The sequence below is a fragment of the Microbacterium sp. NPDC055502 genome, from assembly GCF_053643635.1.
This window is the reverse complement of the sequence record NZ_JBSHKJ010000001.1, coordinates 2,072,478-2,087,159: the sequence shown is the minus strand read 5'-3', so window position 1 is coordinate 2,087,159 and position 14,682 is coordinate 2,072,478. Positions and strand designations below refer to the sequence as shown.

At 73.1% G+C, this 14,682-nt stretch carries 15 protein-coding genes; 10 read left to right on the top strand and 5 right to left on the bottom strand.

Annotated elements, in window-relative coordinates:
* Nucleotides 1–6: 6 nt before the first annotated feature.
* The gene (locus tag ACWH95_RS10175; RefSeq protein ID WP_454120606.1) at nucleotides 7–2,202 is read right to left on the bottom strand and encodes a DEAD/DEAH box helicase; all 2,196 of its coding nucleotides are present in this window, start codon (nucleotides 2,200–2,202) and stop codon (nucleotides 7–9) included.
* Nucleotides 2,203–2,291: 89 nt separating this feature from the next.
* Between ACWH95_RS10175 and ACWH95_RS10170 the strand changes: the two genes are divergently transcribed.
* From ACWH95_RS10170 to ACWH95_RS10135, 8 genes are all read left to right on the top strand, one after another.
* Complete coding sequence (locus ACWH95_RS10170; protein WP_136030270.1) at nucleotides 2,292–2,711, top strand: pilus assembly protein CpaE; 420 nt, start codon at nucleotides 2,292–2,294, stop codon at nucleotides 2,709–2,711.
* Nucleotides 2,712–2,799: 88 nt separating this feature from the next.
* A complete protein-coding gene (gene paaA / locus ACWH95_RS10165) occupies nucleotides 2,800–3,777 on the top strand; it encodes a 1,2-phenylacetyl-CoA epoxidase subunit PaaA (protein WP_136030268.1) in 978 nt (325 codons plus the stop codon).
* Nucleotides 3,777–4,082, top strand: a complete 306-nt coding sequence (gene paaB / locus ACWH95_RS10160) for a 1,2-phenylacetyl-CoA epoxidase subunit PaaB (RefSeq protein ID WP_454120662.1) — start codon at nucleotides 3,777–3,779, stop codon at nucleotides 4,080–4,082. The genes paaA and paaB overlap by 1 nt, the downstream gene beginning before the upstream one ends.
* Nucleotides 4,079–4,933, top strand: coding sequence for a 1,2-phenylacetyl-CoA epoxidase subunit PaaC (gene paaC / locus ACWH95_RS10155; RefSeq protein ID WP_366627194.1), 855 nt, complete (start codon nucleotides 4,079–4,081; stop codon nucleotides 4,931–4,933). The genes paaB and paaC overlap by 4 nt, the downstream gene beginning before the upstream one ends.
* Nucleotides 4,930–5,430, top strand: a complete 501-nt coding sequence (paaD, locus tag ACWH95_RS10150) for a 1,2-phenylacetyl-CoA epoxidase subunit PaaD (protein ID WP_136035818.1) — start codon at nucleotides 4,930–4,932, stop codon at nucleotides 5,428–5,430. The genes paaC and paaD overlap by 4 nt, the downstream gene beginning before the upstream one ends.
* Nucleotides 5,430–6,590 carry a 1,2-phenylacetyl-CoA epoxidase subunit PaaE gene (paaE, locus tag ACWH95_RS10145; RefSeq protein WP_136030008.1) on the top strand — a complete coding sequence of 387 codons (1,161 nt, stop codon included), beginning with the start codon at nucleotides 5,430–5,432 and terminating at the stop codon, nucleotides 6,588–6,590. The genes paaD and paaE overlap by 1 nt, the downstream gene beginning before the upstream one ends.
* A 13-nt stretch (nucleotides 6,591–6,603) precedes the next feature.
* Complete coding sequence (locus tag ACWH95_RS10140) at nucleotides 6,604–7,374, top strand: enoyl-CoA hydratase/isomerase family protein (RefSeq protein ID WP_454120605.1); 771 nt, start codon at nucleotides 6,604–6,606, stop codon at nucleotides 7,372–7,374.
* A gap of 75 nt (nucleotides 7,375–7,449) precedes the next feature.
* Nucleotides 7,450–8,973 (top strand): ATP-dependent DNA ligase, encoded by a 1,524-nt coding sequence (locus ACWH95_RS10135; RefSeq protein WP_454120604.1) that lies wholly within the window; start codon nucleotides 7,450–7,452, stop codon nucleotides 8,971–8,973.
* A gap of 1 nt (nucleotide 8,974) precedes the next feature.
* Here the strand turns inward: ACWH95_RS10135 and ACWH95_RS10130 are convergent, their stop codons facing one another.
* The gene (locus ACWH95_RS10130; protein ID WP_454120603.1) at nucleotides 8,975–9,484 is read right to left on the bottom strand and encodes a phosphoribosyltransferase; all 510 of its coding nucleotides are present in this window, start codon (nucleotides 9,482–9,484) and stop codon (nucleotides 8,975–8,977) included.
* 165 nt (nucleotides 9,485–9,649) lie between these two features.
* Here ACWH95_RS10130 and ACWH95_RS10125 point away from each other — a divergent pair, with 165 nt between their 5' ends.
* Together ACWH95_RS10125 and ACWH95_RS10120 are read left to right on the top strand one after the other, a co-directional pair.
* A complete protein-coding gene (locus ACWH95_RS10125) occupies nucleotides 9,650–11,374 on the top strand; it encodes a thiamine pyrophosphate-binding protein (protein WP_454120602.1) in 1,725 nt (574 codons plus the stop codon).
* Between the two features lie 25 nt (nucleotides 11,375–11,399).
* Nucleotides 11,400–12,248 (top strand): PhzF family phenazine biosynthesis protein, encoded by an 849-nt coding sequence (locus tag ACWH95_RS10120; RefSeq protein ID WP_454120601.1) that lies wholly within the window; start codon nucleotides 11,400–11,402, stop codon nucleotides 12,246–12,248.
* A gap of 121 nt (nucleotides 12,249–12,369) precedes the next feature.
* Here ACWH95_RS10120 and ACWH95_RS10115 read toward each other — a convergent pair whose 3' ends face one another.
* From ACWH95_RS10115 to ACWH95_RS10105, 3 genes are all read right to left on the bottom strand, one after another.
* Nucleotides 12,370–12,750 carry a VOC family protein gene (locus ACWH95_RS10115; protein WP_136045970.1) on the bottom strand — a complete coding sequence of 127 codons (381 nt, stop codon included), beginning with the start codon at nucleotides 12,748–12,750 and terminating at the stop codon, nucleotides 12,370–12,372.
* A 91-nt stretch (nucleotides 12,751–12,841) separates the two neighbouring features.
* Entirely contained in the window at nucleotides 12,842–13,477 is a 636-nt protein-coding gene (locus ACWH95_RS10110) for a response regulator transcription factor (protein ID WP_136028503.1), read from the bottom strand.
* Entirely contained in the window at nucleotides 13,471–14,667 is a 1,197-nt protein-coding gene (locus ACWH95_RS10105; RefSeq protein ID WP_454120600.1) for a sensor histidine kinase, read from the bottom strand. Before ACWH95_RS10105 ends, ACWH95_RS10110 begins: the two co-directional genes overlap by 7 nt.
* Nucleotides 14,668–14,682 lie beyond the last annotated feature (15 nt).

Genomic DNA, 14,682 nt, shown 5'->3' with positions numbered 1-14,682 from the left:
CCGGCGTCAGCCGCGGAGGGCGAGCGCGAACGGGAGCACCGCGGTGGCCCCGGCACGACGGAGGGTGCGCGCGGCGACCGTCATGGTCCAGCGACTGTCGACGAGGTCGTCGACCAGCAGCACGGGGCCCGCTGGCACCTCGAGGTGCGACGCGTCGAAGCGGTCCCACACGCCCGCGAGCCGGAACACGCTGTTCCCTCCCGACTGGCCGGACGGTCCCCCGCCGCGCAGCTCCAGAGCGCCCAGGTACGGCAGTCGCCCGATGTCGGCCAGTCCTCGCGCCAGCGAGTCCACCAGCAGCGGCCGCGACCGCGAGGGCAGGGCGACCACGGCGACGGGCCGCTCCGCCCACCCCCACCCGGCGAGCACGCGCACGCACGCCTGCACCAGCTGCGGGGTCACCGCGGCATCGGGGGCGCCCGCGGCGAAGGTGTCGCGCAGCGCGCCGCCCCATCCCAGATCGGTGAGCCGCGCCAGCGCACGCCCCTCCTCGGCCTGCTCGTCCGCGGGGATGCGGCCCTTGACGGGCACGTCGAGGCGGTCGGCGCCGGTCGGCCAGGCGCGCCGCGGCTCGATCGGCACGCCCACGCGGTCGAGCGACTCCGCCGCCTGCGCACTGGCCGTCGACGCCACCTCGGTCGGGAACCAGACGCCCGCGCAGGTGTCGCAGCGACCGCAGGGCGCGGCGGTCTCGTCGTCGAGCGCCCGCTGCAGGAACTCCATGCGGCAGCCGTCGGTCCGCTCGTAGTCGAGCATGTGCTGCTGCTCGGCGACCCGCTCGGCGGCGATGCGCTCGTAGCGCTCGGCGTCGTAGGTCCACGGCGCTCCCGTCGCGATCCAGCCGCCCTGCACGCGCCGCACGGCTCCGTCGACGTCGAGCACCTTGAGCAGCAACTCCAGCGGCGTGCGGCGGATGTCGACCAGGGCCTCCAGCGCCGGGGTCGAGATCGGAGCGTCGCCGAGCGCGGCGATCACCCGTTCGGCGCGCTCACGGTCGGGCATCGACGCGGTCGCGAAGTAGTGCCAGATGTCGCGGTCCTCGACTCCGGGCAGCAGCAGCACGTCGGCGTTGTCGCTCGCTCGGCCCGCACGGCCCACCTGCTGGTAGTACGCGACGGGCGACGACGGCGCGCCGAGGTGCACGACGAAGCCGAGGTCGGGCTTGTCGAAGCCCATGCCCAGGGCGCTGGTGGCCACGAGCGCCTTGACCTCGTTGCGCTTGAGCATGCCCTCCGACTCGGCGCGCTCCTCGGCATCGGTCTGCCCGGTATAGGCGCGCACCTCATGCCCGTGCTCACGCAGCAGTCGCGCGGTGTCGACGGCCGCGGCGACCGTGAGCGTGTAGATGATGCCGGAGCCCGGAAGGTCGTCGAGGTGGCTCAGCAGCCAGGCCAGGCGGCTGGCCGAGTCGCGCAGGCGCAGCACGCCGAGCCGCAGCGACGTGCGGGCCAGGGGTCCGCGGATCGTCAGCACCGGCACGGCTCCCGCACCGGCACCCGCATCCGCTTCCGCTTCCGCATCCGCACCCGCACTCGGTGCAGCGGACGCCACAGCCCCACCGGCCTCCCCGGTCGGCAGCGCTCCGAGCTGCTCGGCGACGTCGGCCACCACGCGGCTGTTGGCGGTCGCGGTCGTGGCCAGGACCGGCACGTCGGTCGGGAGCTGGCCGATCAGATCGCGCAGGCGGCGGTAGTCGGGCCGGAAGTCGTGCCCCCAGTCGCTGATGCAGTGCGCCTCGTCGACGACGAGCATGCCGAGGCGGGCCACGAGCGCGGGCAGCTGCTGCTCGCGGAAGGCGGGGTTGTTGAGCCGCTCGGGCGACACCAGCAGCACGTCGACCTCGTCGCGCGCGAGCCGCCCCTCCACCTCCGCCCACTCGTGCGCGTTCGTGGAGTTGATCGCCACCGCCCGCACGCCCGCGCGCTCTGCGGCCGCGATCTGGTCGCGCATGAGGGCGAGCAGCGGCGACACCAGCACGGTGGGGCCCGCGCCCTGCCGTCGGCGCAGCAGCGTCGCCACGAAGTACACCGCGGACTTGCCCCAGCCGGTGCGCTGCACCACGAGCGCGCGGCGGCGCCCCTCCACCAGGGCCTCGATCGCCTCGTACTGCCCGTCGTGGAAGTCGACGTCGGCGCGCCCGACCAGCTCGGCGAGAGCGGCGCGGGCGGTGTCGCGGGCGGTGTCGGCGGGTGCGGAGGTCATGTCCTCCACTCTGCCGCACACCGCCGACAGCCCGGTCGTCGCGGCCCGCGATCGGGGGACGGCTGCCGCATGGCGTCTAGCGTGGAGGGATGATCACGCGCGAACTCGCCGTCGCCCTGCGCGATGCGGGACTCACCTGGCACCCCGCGGAGGGCGACCGTTTCCAGCTGGACCTCCCCGACGAGGTGGAGCTGGAGGCCGAGGCCGACGTGTTCACCGTGAGCGGGATGACGATCGAGGCGCGGCAGACCCCCAGCGGCACCGACCTGGCGTTCAACGGCACGACCGAGTGGGCGCTCGATGCGGTGACCCTGGCTGATGCGGTGTGGTTGCCCCGCGAGGATCAGCTGCGCGAACTTCTCCGCGGTACGTTCCGCGCCCTCGTCCGGCTGCCAGACACGTTCCGCGTGGAGATCGAGATCGCCGGGGAGCCGCTCACGTTCGAGCACCCCGACCCCGCGGAGGCCTACGGCCGGGCCCTGCTCGCGCTCGTGTCGCGCTCGCTCTGATCCGGCGCCGGTTGAATACCGACGATCGCTGTGTCAGAATTACCTAACGATCGGTCAGTAAAGAAGGCCGGATGGCGAGGAGTCGACGATGACCAGTCCTGCAGACCTGTCCCTCGTGACGGACGAGGCCTCCGCGGAGGAGCGCCTGTTCGAGGAGCTCATCGCGAACGAGCAGCGCATCGAGCCGCGCGACTGGATGCCGGAGGCGTACCGCAAGACGCTCATCCGGCAGATCTCCCAGCACGCGCACTCCGAGATCATCGGCATGCAGCCGGAGGGCAACTGGATCACGCGCGCGCCCAGCCTCAAGCGCAAGGCCATCCTGATGGCGAAGGTGCAGGACGAGGCCGGACACGGGCTCTACCTCTACTCCGCCGCGCAGACCCTCGGCATCACGCGCGACGAGATGATGGACCAGCTCATCTCCGGCAAGGCCAAGTACTCGTCGATCTTCAACTACCCCACCCCCACCTGGGCCGACATGGGGGCGATCGGCTGGCTCGTCGACGGCGCCGCCATCTGCAACCAGGTGCCGCTGTGCCGCGCCTCCTACGGCCCCTACGGCCGGGCGATGGTGCGCATCTGCAAGGAGGAGTCGTTCCACCAGCGGCAGGGCTTCGAGATCCTCCTCACCCTCATGCGCGGCACGGAGGAGCAGCGGCAGATGGCGCAGGACGCCGTGGACCGCTGGTACTGGCCGAGCCTGGCGATGTTCGGCCCGCCCGACGACCAGTCCCCCAACTCCGCACAGTCGATGGCCTGGAAGATCAAGCGCTTCTCCAACGACGAGCTGCGCCAGCGCTTCGTGAGCATGCTCGTGCCCCAGGCCGAGATCCTCGGCGTCACCCTGCCCGACCCCGACCTGCGCTTCGACGAGGAGACCGGCCGCTACGAGATGGGCGAGATCGACTGGGACGAGTTCTTCCAGGTGCTGCGCGGCAACGGACCGTGCAACGCGGAACGGCTGGAGCGCCGCCGCACCGCCCACGAGGAGGGCGCCTGGGTGCGCGAGGCCGCCGCCGAGTACGCCCGCAAGCAGGCCCTCAAGACGAAGGCGGTCGCGTGATGGCCACCCCCGGCGCCGACGAGCGCGAGCCCTGGCCCCTGTGGGAGATCTTCGTGCGCGCGAACCGCGGCCTGAGCCACGTGCACGTCGGCTCGCTGCACGCGCCAGACGCCGACATGGCGATCCGCAACGCCCGCGACCTCTACACCCGGCGCGGCGAGGGCGTGTCGATCTGGGCCGTGCCGGCCGGCGCCATCACCACCAGCGACCCCGACGCCAAGGGGGCCTACTTCGAGAGCCCGGCCGGCAAGAACTACCGGCACGCGGTGTACTACACCGCCTCCGAGGGGGTGCCGCACCTGTGAGCGCGCAGCAGCACGGGCACACCGACGTGCACGGAACCGACGTGCACGGAGACGTCTCTGTCGACGAACTGCGGCTGAGCGAGGAGCTGGCGGGCGCCGGCACCACCGCGACCAGCGCCGACCTCGCCGAGTACGCGCTCTGGCTGGGCGACGACGCCCTGATCCTGTCGCAGCAGCTCGGCGCGTGGATCTCCCGCGCGCCGGAGCTGGAGGAGGACGTGGCGCTCGGCAACATCGCGCTCGACCTGCTCGGGCATGCCCGCTCGTTCCTGCACTTCGCCGGATCCTGGGACGGCCGCTCCGAGGACGACCTGGCCTACTTCCGCGACGAGCCCGAGTTCCGCAGCGCCTGGATCGTGGAGCAGCCCAACGGCGATTTCGCCCAGACCATCGCGCGGCAGTTCGTCGTGTCGGTGTACCTCGTGGAGCTGTACGCCGCCCTGCGCGCGAGCTCGGAGCCCACGTTGGCGGCGATCGCGGAAAAGGCCCTCAAGGAGGTCGACTACCACCGCGACCACGCCGTGCAGTGGGTGCTGCGGCTCGCGGGCGGCACGGACGAGTCTCGCGCGCGGATGATCCGGGCCCTGACCGACGTGTGGCCGTATGTCGACGAGCTGTTCCGCGACGAGCCGCTCATCGATCGACTCGGCGACGCGGCCGTGCGCCCCTCCGCGCTGCGCCCGGGGTTCGACGCGGTCGTGGACACCGTGTTCGCCGAGGCCGACCTCGCCGTCCCCGCCGTGTCGGCGTCGTCGGCGGGCGGCCGCCGCGGCGCTCATGCGACCCCGCTGGGCCACCTCCTCGCCGAGATGCAGGTGCTGGCGCGACGGCACCCGGGGGCGTCGTGGTGACCGGCACAGCGGCCGGGTCGCGGGCCGAGGCGTGGCGGATCGCCGCGGCCGTGCCCGATCCCGAGGTGCCCGTGCTCACGATCGAGGACCTCGGCGTGCTGCGCGCGGTCGAGGTGCACGGCGACACGGTGCGGGTCGACATCACCCCGACGTACAGCGGCTGCCCGGCGATGGACACCATCCGCGACGACGTCGTGCTGGCGCTCACCGCGGCGGGCTGGGCGCAGGTCGAGGTGCGGCTCGTGCTGTCCCCCGCGTGGACCACCGACTGGATGAGCGACGCCGGCGCGCAGAAGCTCCGGGAGTACGGCATCGCCCCGCCCAGCGGCCGCGCCGCGGTGTCGTCGGGGCCCATCCGGCTCGCGCTGAGCGTGCGGTGCCCGCGCTGCGGCTCGCTCGACACCCGTGAGGTGTCGCGCTTCGGCTCGACCTCGTGCAAGGCGCTGTACGAGTGCCGCGCGTGCCTGGAACCCTTCGACCACTTCAAGGTGCACTGATGTCGCTGTTCTCCCCCGCGCGGGCGACGCCGCCCGCGGCTGCCGCACCCGCCTCCCGCGAGCGCACGCGCGCGCGGTTCCACACGCTCGAGGTCGAGGACGTGCGTCCGCTGACCGAGGATTCCGTCGAGGTCACCTTCACGGTGCCGCCCGAGCTCGCCGACGACTACGACCATCTGCCGGGCCAGTACGTGGCGCTGCGCACGACCCTCGACGGCGAGGAGGTGCGGCGTTCGTACTCGCTGTGCCGCGCTCCCGAGCACCGCACCGACGGACGGCCGACGCGCCTGAGCGTGGCGGTCAAGCGCGACGAGGGCGGGCTCTTCTCCACGTGGGCGCAGACGGGTCTGCACCCCGGCTTCCGCATCGACGTGATGAGCCCGCAGGGCACCTTCACCTCGGGGCTCGACGACCTCGACCAGAAGCACGTGGTGGGCATCGCCGCCGGATCGGGCATCACTCCGCTGATGGCCCTCGCGCACACCGTGCTGACGCGGTCGCGGACCTCGCGGTTCACGCTGCTGTTCACGAACCGCTCGACCCTCGACGTGATGTTCCTGGAGGACCTCGCCGACCTGAAGGACCGCTACCCCACCCGGCTCACGCTGCATCACGTGCTGTCGCGCGAGCAGCGCACGGCCCCCGTGCTGTCCGGCCGCCTCGACGAGCCCAAGCTGCGCACGATCCTCGGATCGCTGATCGACCCCTCCGATGTGGACGAGTGGTTCCTGTGCGGGCCGCTCGCGCTCGTCGACCTGTGCCGCGCGGTGCTCGCCGACGTGGGCGTGCCGCGCGAGCACATCCGGTTCGAGCTGTTCACCACGGGTGACGAGCCGGTGCGGGCCGCGCGCCCCGTGACGGTGAGCGCCGGGGAGAAGACGGTGCGCATCGAGGTGAACCTCGACGGCGTCTCCTCGACGGTGGAGAGCCCCGTGGCGGCACGCGAGTCGGTGCTCAACGCGGCCCTGCGGGTGCGCCCCGACGCCCCGTTCGCGTGTGCGGGCGGCGTGTGCGGCACGTGTCGCGCGCGGGTGATCGAGGGCAGCGTCACCATGACGGAGAACTACGCGCTGGAACCCGACGAGCTCGAGCGCGGCTACGTGCTGACGTGCCAGTCCCACCCCACGAGCGACCGCCTGGTCGTCGACTACGACGTCTGATCCGGAGGGCCCCATGATCGACCTCACCATCGCCGACGACGTCGCCACGGTCGTCCTGAACGCGCCCGCGAAGCTCAACGCCCTCGACGAGACCGCGCTCGACGAGCTCGACGCCGCCTACGACGCGGCGGAGGACGCCGGGGTGCGGGCACTCGTCCTGCGCGGCGAGGGCAGGGCGTTCTGCGCCGGTCGCGACATCTCGGCGGTCGACCCGCGCGACGACGACGTGCTCGGCTACCTCGGCGGCGCCGTGACCCCGCTGCTGCAGCGGATGGCGCGGTTCCCGGCACCGACGTTCGCGGTCGCGCACGGGGCCTGTCTGGGCGTCGGACTCGGACTGCTGATCGCGACCGACGTGGTGTACGTGGGCGAGTCCGCGAAGATCGGCTCCCCGTTCGCGGCCCTGGGGGCCACGCTCGACTCCGGTGGTCACGCGCTGTTCCTCGACCGGCTCGGCGCGCACAAGACGCTCGACCTCATCTATACCGGGCGCCTGATGAGCGGAACCGAGGCCGTGCAGTCGGGCCTGTTCTCCCGCGTGTTCCCCGACGACGAGGTGGTGTCGGCGACCGCGGAGGCCGCCGCCGCTGCCGCCCGGGGCGCGACGGCAGCGTTCCTGGCGAGCAAGGAGCTCGTGGCGCGGATCCGCGACGAGAAGCTGACGCTGTGGGATGCGGTCGGCATCGAGAACGCGGCGCAGGCTGCCCTGTGCGACACCGACGACTACCGCGAGGGCTTCGCCGCGTTCCAGGAGAAGCGCAGGCCGGAGTTCCGCGGGCGCTGAACGAGCACCCCCGCCCCAGGGCGGGCGGTGTCAAGCTCCTTCCGCGGTGTCCGCGGCCGGTGGCATGATGCGGGGATGCTGCTCTCCGAGCTCGTCACCACGACCGAGAAGGTCGCGTCCACCTCGTCGCGCCTCGCCAAGATCGACGCGATCGCCGAGCTGCTGCGCGGTGCGGACGAGGCCGTCGTGCCCGCGCTCGTGGGTCTCCTGCTCGCCTCCCCGCGGCAGGGGCGACTGGGGGTGGGCTGGCGCGGGCTGTCGTCGCTCGACATCGCCCATGCCGCGGAGTCGAGTCTCACGATCGCCGAGGTCGACCACGCGTTCGAGGAGCTGTCCACCGCGTCGGGCGCTGGCTCCGCCGGCGTCCGCAGCGACCTCCTGCGCGCCCTGGCCACGCGGTCCACCGCCGCGGAGTGGGACTTCCTCGCCAGGGCCATGCTGGGCGAGCTGCGCACGGGGGCGCTCGGCGGCGTGCTGCTCGACGCGATCGCCCGGGCGTCCGATCAGCCCATCGCGCTCGTGCGACGCGCGGCGATGCTCTCGGGCGACCTCGGGGAGACCGCCCGTCTGGCGCTGACCGGAGACGAGGGCGCGCTGGAGGAGGTCGGGCTGCGGGTGGGCCGCCCGGTGCTGCCGATGCTGGCGGCGACCGCGGCCACGCCCACCGCCGCGCTCGAGATCACGGGCCGCGCCTCCGTGGAGTACAAGCTCGACGGCGCCCGCATCCAGGTGCACCGGCACGGCGACGACGTGGGCATCTACACCCGCAGCCTCGCCGATGTCACGCACCGCCTGCCGGAGATCGTCGAGATCGTGCGGACGCTGCCCGCACACGACGTGATCCTCGACGGCGAGACGCTGTCGCTCGACGAAGACGGCGGGCCACGACCGTTCCAGGAGACCATGTCGCGGTTCGGGGCCGACGCCGCGCGCGAACTCGCCCTGCGACCGTGGTTCTTCGACGTGCTGCACCTCGACGGCCGCGACCTGCTCGACGAGCCGCTGTCCGTGCGCCAGGAGGTGCTCGCGGCCGTCGCGGGCGACTGGCGCATGCCGGGCATCGTGACGGACGACCCCGAGGCCGCCGAGCAGCTGTCGCGCGAGGCCCTCGCGGCCGGACACGAGGGCGTTGTGGTCAAGGCCGTCGACGCCCCCTACGCCGCCGGCCGCCGCGGCAAGTCCTGGGTCAAGGTGAAGCCCGTCCTCACGTACGACCTGGTCGTGCTCGGGGCCGAGTGGGGCTCCGGCCGACGGCGCGGGTGGCTGTCGAACCTGCACCTCGGCGCCCGCGATCCGGAGGGCGAGTTCGGCGACCCCGGCTCGTTCGTGATGGTGGGCAAGACGTTCAAGGGCCTGACCGACGCGCTGCTGGAGTGGCAGACCGAGGAGTTCCCGGCGCACGAGTCGCATCGCACCGCCTCGACCGTGTTCCTGCGACCGGAGCTGGTGGTGGAGATCGCTATCGACGGCGTGCAACGGTCGCCGCGCTACCCGGGGGGACTGGCACTGCGGTTCGCCAGGGTCAAGCGCTACCGCGACGACAAGACCCCGGCCGAGGCCGACACGATCCAGACGCTGCGGGCGCTGCTGCGCGGCTGAGTCAGGCGGAGGGCGCGAGGCCCTCGTCCTCCTCGCGCACGGTGCCCTGGAACGACCACGGGAAGTTGATCCACAGATCGGTGCCCTTCCAGGCGTAGTCGGGCTGGATGATCGTGGAGGGCTTGGTGTAGATCGTCACCGACCGCACGTCGGCGCCCTTGTCCTTCAGCAGCTGCACCGCGAGGGCGAGGGTGCGGCCGGAGTCGGCCACATCGTCCACGAGCAGCACGCGGCGACCGTCGAGGTACGCCATGTCGAGCTCGGGCGGCAGCACCTCGGGGGCGTCGAGCACCGTGCCGATGCCGGTGTAGAACTCGACGTTGATCGCGCCGCAGTTCTTCGCGCCGAGGCCGTAGGCGATGGCACCGGCGGGGAGAAGTCCCCCGCGGGCGATCGCGACGACCACCTCCGGCTCGAAGCCGCTGGCGAGGATGCTCCGCGCCAGGTCGCGCGTCGCCGCGCCGAAGCCGTCCCAGGTGAGCGTCTCGCGCTCGATCGCCGCATCCGTCATCGGTCCATTCTCGCGCATCCGCGAGGCAGGAGCCGCCGCTAGACTGGGCTGGTCCGGCCCGGCCGGTGCCTGAAAAAGAGGCACGAAGCGCTTCGCGATGTCGCGGAGGCGAGACACATACGGATCCCGCAGTCCCTCCGTCCCTGTCTCTCGAAAGGCACCCCCATGCCCACGGTCTCCGCGCACGTCGCCCTCACCCTCGCCCAGCACGTCGATGCCGTCTTCGGGGTGATGGGCAACGGCAACGCCTACTTCCTCGACGCGATCGAGAAGCACACCGACGCCGTCTTCACGGCCGTGCGGCACGAGCAGGGCGCCGTGGTCGCCGCGGACGCGCACTTCCGCGCCTCCGGGCGCATCGCCGCCGGCACCTCGACCTATGGCGCGGGCTTCACGAACACCATCACGGCGCTGGCCGAGGCCGTGCAGGCGCACGTCCCGCTCGTGCTCGTGGTGGGCGACGAGCCCACGTCGGGCCCCCGCCCGTGGGACGTGGATCAGATCGCGCTCGCCTCGGCCGTCGGCGCCCGCACCTACACCGTCGGCCGCGCGGACGCCGCAGCGACCACGGTCATCGCGGTGGAGCACGCGCTGACCTACCGTGTCCCGGTCGTGCTCGCGATCCCCTACGACGTCGCGGCCCTGGAGGCCGGCGACGTCCCGGCGGCGCCCGCGCCGCGGCTGCCCGCTCCCCTCGCGCCCCGTGGCGAGTTCGCGGAGGGCATGCTCGACGAGATCGCGGAGGCGCTGCGCGGCGCCGAGCGTCCGTTCCTCCTCGCCGGCCGCGGCGCGTGGCTCGCCGGAGCGGGCGCCGCCCTGGGCGAGCTGGCCGCCCTGACCGGTGCGCTCACCGCCTCGTCCGCCCTCGGTCGCGGCGTCTTCCCCGAGTCGCGGTACGACCTGGGCGTGACGGGCGGGTTCGGTGCCGGCGGGGCCATGCAGCTCGTGCGCACGGCCGACGTCGCCGTGGTCTTCGGTGCCTCGCTCAACCAGTTCACGATGCGGTTCGGCGAGCTGTTCGCCCCGGGCACGCGGGTGTTCCAGATCGACGTCGCCCCGGCCGCGACGCACGCCCACGTCGGCGGGTTCGTGCGGGCCGACGCGCGGCTCGCCGCCGAGGCGCTCGTGACACGGCTCACCGGCGCCACTCCCCCGACCGCCGGGGACGACCTCGGCGACGAGAGCCGGCACTCCGGCACCGGCTCCGCGGCGGAGCACGCGACGCCGACCCGTCCGTGGCGCGAGAGCGTCGATGTCGCAGCCGCGCGCACGTACGACGCCGGTGACGAGCTCGCGCCAGACGGACGCCTCGACCCCCGCTCGGCCGCGCGCCGCATCGCCGAGCTGCTGCCGGAGGACCGCGTGGTGGTGTCGGACGGCGGGCACTTCATCGGCTGGGCGAACATGTACTGGCCGGTCGCGGCGCCCGACCGCATGATGATGGTCGGCACGGCTTTCCAGTCGATCGGTCAGGGCTGGCCGAGCGTGGTGGGCGCCGCCCTGGCCCGCCGGGACTCGACGATCGTGCTGACCTCGGGCGACGGTGGCGGGCTGATGGCGATCGCCGACCTGGAGTCGGCCGTCCGCGCCGCGGGTGGCCGCGGGCTGGCGGTCGTGTGGAACGACGCGGCCTACGGCGCCGAGGTCAACCTCTACGGCCTGAAGGGACTCGCCGAGGCGCCGATGCGCATCCCCGAGGTCGACTTCGCGGCGTTCGGTGCCGCGGTCGGGGCGGAGGGGCTCGTGGTGCGCACGCTGGCCGACCTCGACCGGCTCGCCGCGTGGACCGCCGAGGACCCGGCGACGCGCCGCTTCCTCGTCGTCGACCTGCGCATCTCCGGCGACGTGATCGCCCCGTATCAGCAGGAGATCATCCGCGTGAACTCCTGACCGGGCCCGCCGCTAGGCTCGCCCCATGACGGATGCCCCCGAGATCCTCCGCTTCAGCGCGTTCGCGGCGACGCCGGACGGCGGCAACCCCGCGGGGGTGGTGCTCGACGCCGGATGCCTCGACGATGCGGAGATGCAGCGGATCGCGGCCGACGTCGGGTACTCCGAAACCGCGTTCGTGACCGGCGCCTCCGATGACGGGGCACGGCTGCGGGTGCGGTACTGGTCGCCGGCCGCGGAGGTCCCCTTCTGCGGTCACGCGACGGTGGCGACGGCGGTGGCACTGGCGGAGCGCGACGGCCCGGGCACGGTGGTGTTCGAGACGGCCGCCGGTGCCGTGACGATGGAGTCGTTCGCCGACGCGGACGGGCAGGTGACGGTGTCGTTCACGAGCGTCGAGCCGCAGGTGCGCGACCTCGACCCGGCGGTGCGCGACCGGCTGCTCGGACTGCTCGGGATGACCGCGGACGACGTCGACCCCCGCTTCCCCGTGCGGGAGGCGTTCGCGGGCAACTGGCACCCGATCGTCTTCGTCGCCGACCGTGAGCTGTTCCACCAGTTCCGCTTCGCCCCGGCCGCGGTCGCCGCCCTCATGCGCGAGCAGGGCTGGCTCGGCACGGTGACCGTGCTGCACGCCGAGGATCCGGCCGACATCGAGGCCCGCAACCTGTTCCCGGTCGGGCGCATCACGGAAGATCCGGCGACGGGTTCCGCGGCGGCCTCGGTCGGCGCGTACCTGCGCGCCCAGGGCTTCCCCGGCGACAGCGTGCGCATCCGCCAGGGCGCCCATGTCGGACGCCCCAGCGAACTGCGCGTGGCCGTGCCCGCGACGGGCGGCATCCTCGTCTCCGGCGGCGCGGTGCGGATCGGGTGACGCCCTCTCCCCGCCCGGCGCGCTTCGAGCGTTCGACGTGCTGTCGAGGGCACGGTTCGGCCGTGCGGGCGTCCCGTGCCCCCGACGCGATCCCGTGCACGCGCCGAGACGCGCGTGTCCCTCAGCCCTGCGCGCTGTAGTCCGGGAGCTCCTGCAGGGTCCAGGTGTTGCCGTCGGGGTCGTCGAACGACACGAACCGCCCCCAGTCGAGCTCCTGCACCCCGCGCGCCTCGACGCCGAGGCCGCGCAGATGAGCCAGCGCCTCGTCGGCATCCGGCACGACCACCTGGATCGAGTTCTGCTGCCCGGGCTCCAGCGCGACCCCGAGGCCCGTGCCGAACGCGATCGAACAGGCCGACCCGGGCGGCGTCATCTGCACGAACCGCAGCCCCTCCGTCGGCGTGTGGTCCCAGTCGGCGTGGAAGCCGACCCTCTCGTAGAACTCCTTCGACCGGTCGACGTCCGACACGGGCACGAAGATGAGCTCGATCTTCCACTCCATCACGCACTCCTCCTGTCCGGGCTCCCTCGCCCGTCGCGGCTCACGGTACGCCGGGGCACCGACACCCGCCACCGCCGCGGCAGGGTCCGCGTCAGATCCAGCCCTTGTCCGAGGCGATGCGCACCGCCTGCGCCCGGTTGACCGCACCGGTCTTGCCGATCGCAGCCGACAGATGGTTGCGCACCGTGCCCGCCGACAGGAAGACCTCCGCGGCGATGGCGGCGGCGGATCGGCCGTCCGCGGCGAGCCGCAGCACCTGTCGCTCCCTGTCGCTGAGTGGATTCGCCCCGTCGAAAAGGCTCTCCTCGGCGAGCGCGGGGTCGAGCACCCGCAGCCCGGAGTGCACGCGGCGCACGGCCTCGGCGAGATCCTCCGCGGGAGTGTCCTTCACGATGAAGCCGCTCGCGCCCGCGTCGAGGGCCGACCGCAGGTAGCCTGGCCTGGCGAACGTGGTCACCACGAGCACCCGCGTGCCCGGGCTGACCTCACGAATCCGCCGCGTCGCCTCGACCCCGTCCACGCCCGGCATCTGGATGTCCATCAGGCACACGTCGGGACGCACCTCGGCCGCCAGCCGCACCGCCTCCGCTCCGTCCGACGCCATGCCGCTCACGGTCAGGTCGGCCTCCAGGTCGAGCAGGGCCGCGAGCGCGCCGCGCACGAGAGCCTGATCGTCCGCGATCAGCAGCCGGATGCTGTCGCCCGCTCCCGTGTCCGCGTTCACCACGTCACCTCCACCCGCGTGCCCGACGCCCCCGCGGGTCCGATCGAGAACGACGCTCCCGCGGCCGCGGCGCGCTCGCGCATCCCGCGGACGCCGTTGCCGTCGACGGCGCGGGAGGCGCAGCCGATGCCGTCGTCCTCCACGACCACCCGCCCCGGCGCGAACAGCACCCGAACCGTGTCCGCCCGCGCGTGACGCAGGACATTCGTGGTCGCCTCGCGCAGGATCCAGCTCGCGGTGATGGCCTGCGCGGGCGAGAGCGCCTCGGGCCCGCCCGTGGTCTCGAGCCGGATGTCGGCCGCGCGCAGGGAGTCCCCCGTCGCGGCGAGCTGCTCGATCAGCGTGGTCGCACGCGCCCCCGAGACGGTCTGCCGCACGCCCGCGATGGCTTCCGCGGTCAGGCGCTCGATGTCGGCGAGCTCGGCCCGCGCCCGCTCGGGGTCCGTGTCCATCAGGCGTCGCGCGAGCTGGGCCTTGAGGCCGACGACGGTCAGCGAGTGGCCGATGAGGTCGTGCACGTCGCGTGCGACCGCCTCGCGCCCCTCGCTCGTCGCCAGCTCCAGTCCGAGGCGCTCCGCCTCGGCAGAGCGCAGGATCAGCCAGGTCGACACCGTGTTGACGACCCCGAGCAGCGCCACGATCGCCAGGACCGACGCGTACGTCAGGTTGCCGGGGATGAGCAGCACGCACCCCGCGGCGACCACGACCGCCGCCACGGTCGCGATCCAGTGCCACAGCCGGGTGAGGCCGTACGACGCGAACGACATGATGAACGGAAGGAAGCTCAGCGCCGAACCGCCGACCGCCGGCACGGTCACGAGTGCGCACGCGATGAGCAGCGCGAAGGTGATCCACTGGCGCGGCGTCGGGGGCCGCCCGAGCCCTCCGCCGCCGCGCATGCCGTGCAGGAACCCCGTGACGTACAGGACGATGAAGGCGACGAGCGCCACCCAGCCGGTGACGACCCACCCGAACGGTGCGGTCGAGTGCAGCAGGGCGATCACCGGGTACACCAGGAACACGAGCCAGATGACGGCCATCAGCCATCCGAACCGTGCCCACGGCTCCTTCCCGGAGCGGTCCGCGGCGCCGGGAGGCGGCGACGCGACCGGAGCTCCGGCCGCGCCGGACCGGAGGGCGTCGCGGGAGGCTCGGGGGCTGCCGGAGCGCTCCCGCTGCGTGCGCTGCGTCATCCGTCCAACCTACTG

Bases quoted from the DNA above. Each gene is read 5' to 3' on its own strand.
- ACWH95_RS10175 (WP_454120606.1), bottom strand. From the start codon at position 2,202: ATGACCTCCGCACCCGCCGACACCGCCCGCGACACCGCCCGCGCCGCT.
- ACWH95_RS10170 (WP_136030270.1), top strand. From the start codon at position 2,292: ATGATCACGCGCGAACTCGCCGTCGCCCTGCGCGATGCGGGACTCACC.
- paaA (WP_136030268.1), top strand. From the start codon at position 2,800: ATGACCAGTCCTGCAGACCTGTCCCTCGTGACGGACGAGGCCTCCGCG.
- paaB (WP_454120662.1), top strand. From the start codon at position 3,777: ATGGCCACCCCCGGCGCCGACGAGCGCGAGCCCTGGCCCCTGTGGGAG.
- paaE (WP_136030008.1), top strand. From the start codon at position 5,430: ATGTCGCTGTTCTCCCCCGCGCGGGCGACGCCGCCCGCGGCTGCCGCA.
- ACWH95_RS10140 (WP_454120605.1), top strand. From the start codon at position 6,604: ATGATCGACCTCACCATCGCCGACGACGTCGCCACGGTCGTCCTGAAC.
- ACWH95_RS10135 (WP_454120604.1), top strand. From the start codon at position 7,450: ATGCTGCTCTCCGAGCTCGTCACCACGACCGAGAAGGTCGCGTCCACC.
- ACWH95_RS10130 (WP_454120603.1), bottom strand. From the start codon at position 9,484: ATGACGGATGCGGCGATCGAGCGCGAGACGCTCACCTGGGACGGCTTC.
- ACWH95_RS10125 (WP_454120602.1), top strand. From the start codon at position 9,650: ATGCCCACGGTCTCCGCGCACGTCGCCCTCACCCTCGCCCAGCACGTC.
- ACWH95_RS10120 (WP_454120601.1), top strand. From the start codon at position 11,400: ATGACGGATGCCCCCGAGATCCTCCGCTTCAGCGCGTTCGCGGCGACG.
- ACWH95_RS10115 (WP_136045970.1), bottom strand. From the start codon at position 12,750: ATGGAGTGGAAGATCGAGCTCATCTTCGTGCCCGTGTCGGACGTCGAC.
- ACWH95_RS10105 (WP_454120600.1), bottom strand. From the start codon at position 14,667: ATGACGCAGCGCACGCAGCGGGAGCGCTCCGGCAGCCCCCGAGCCTCC.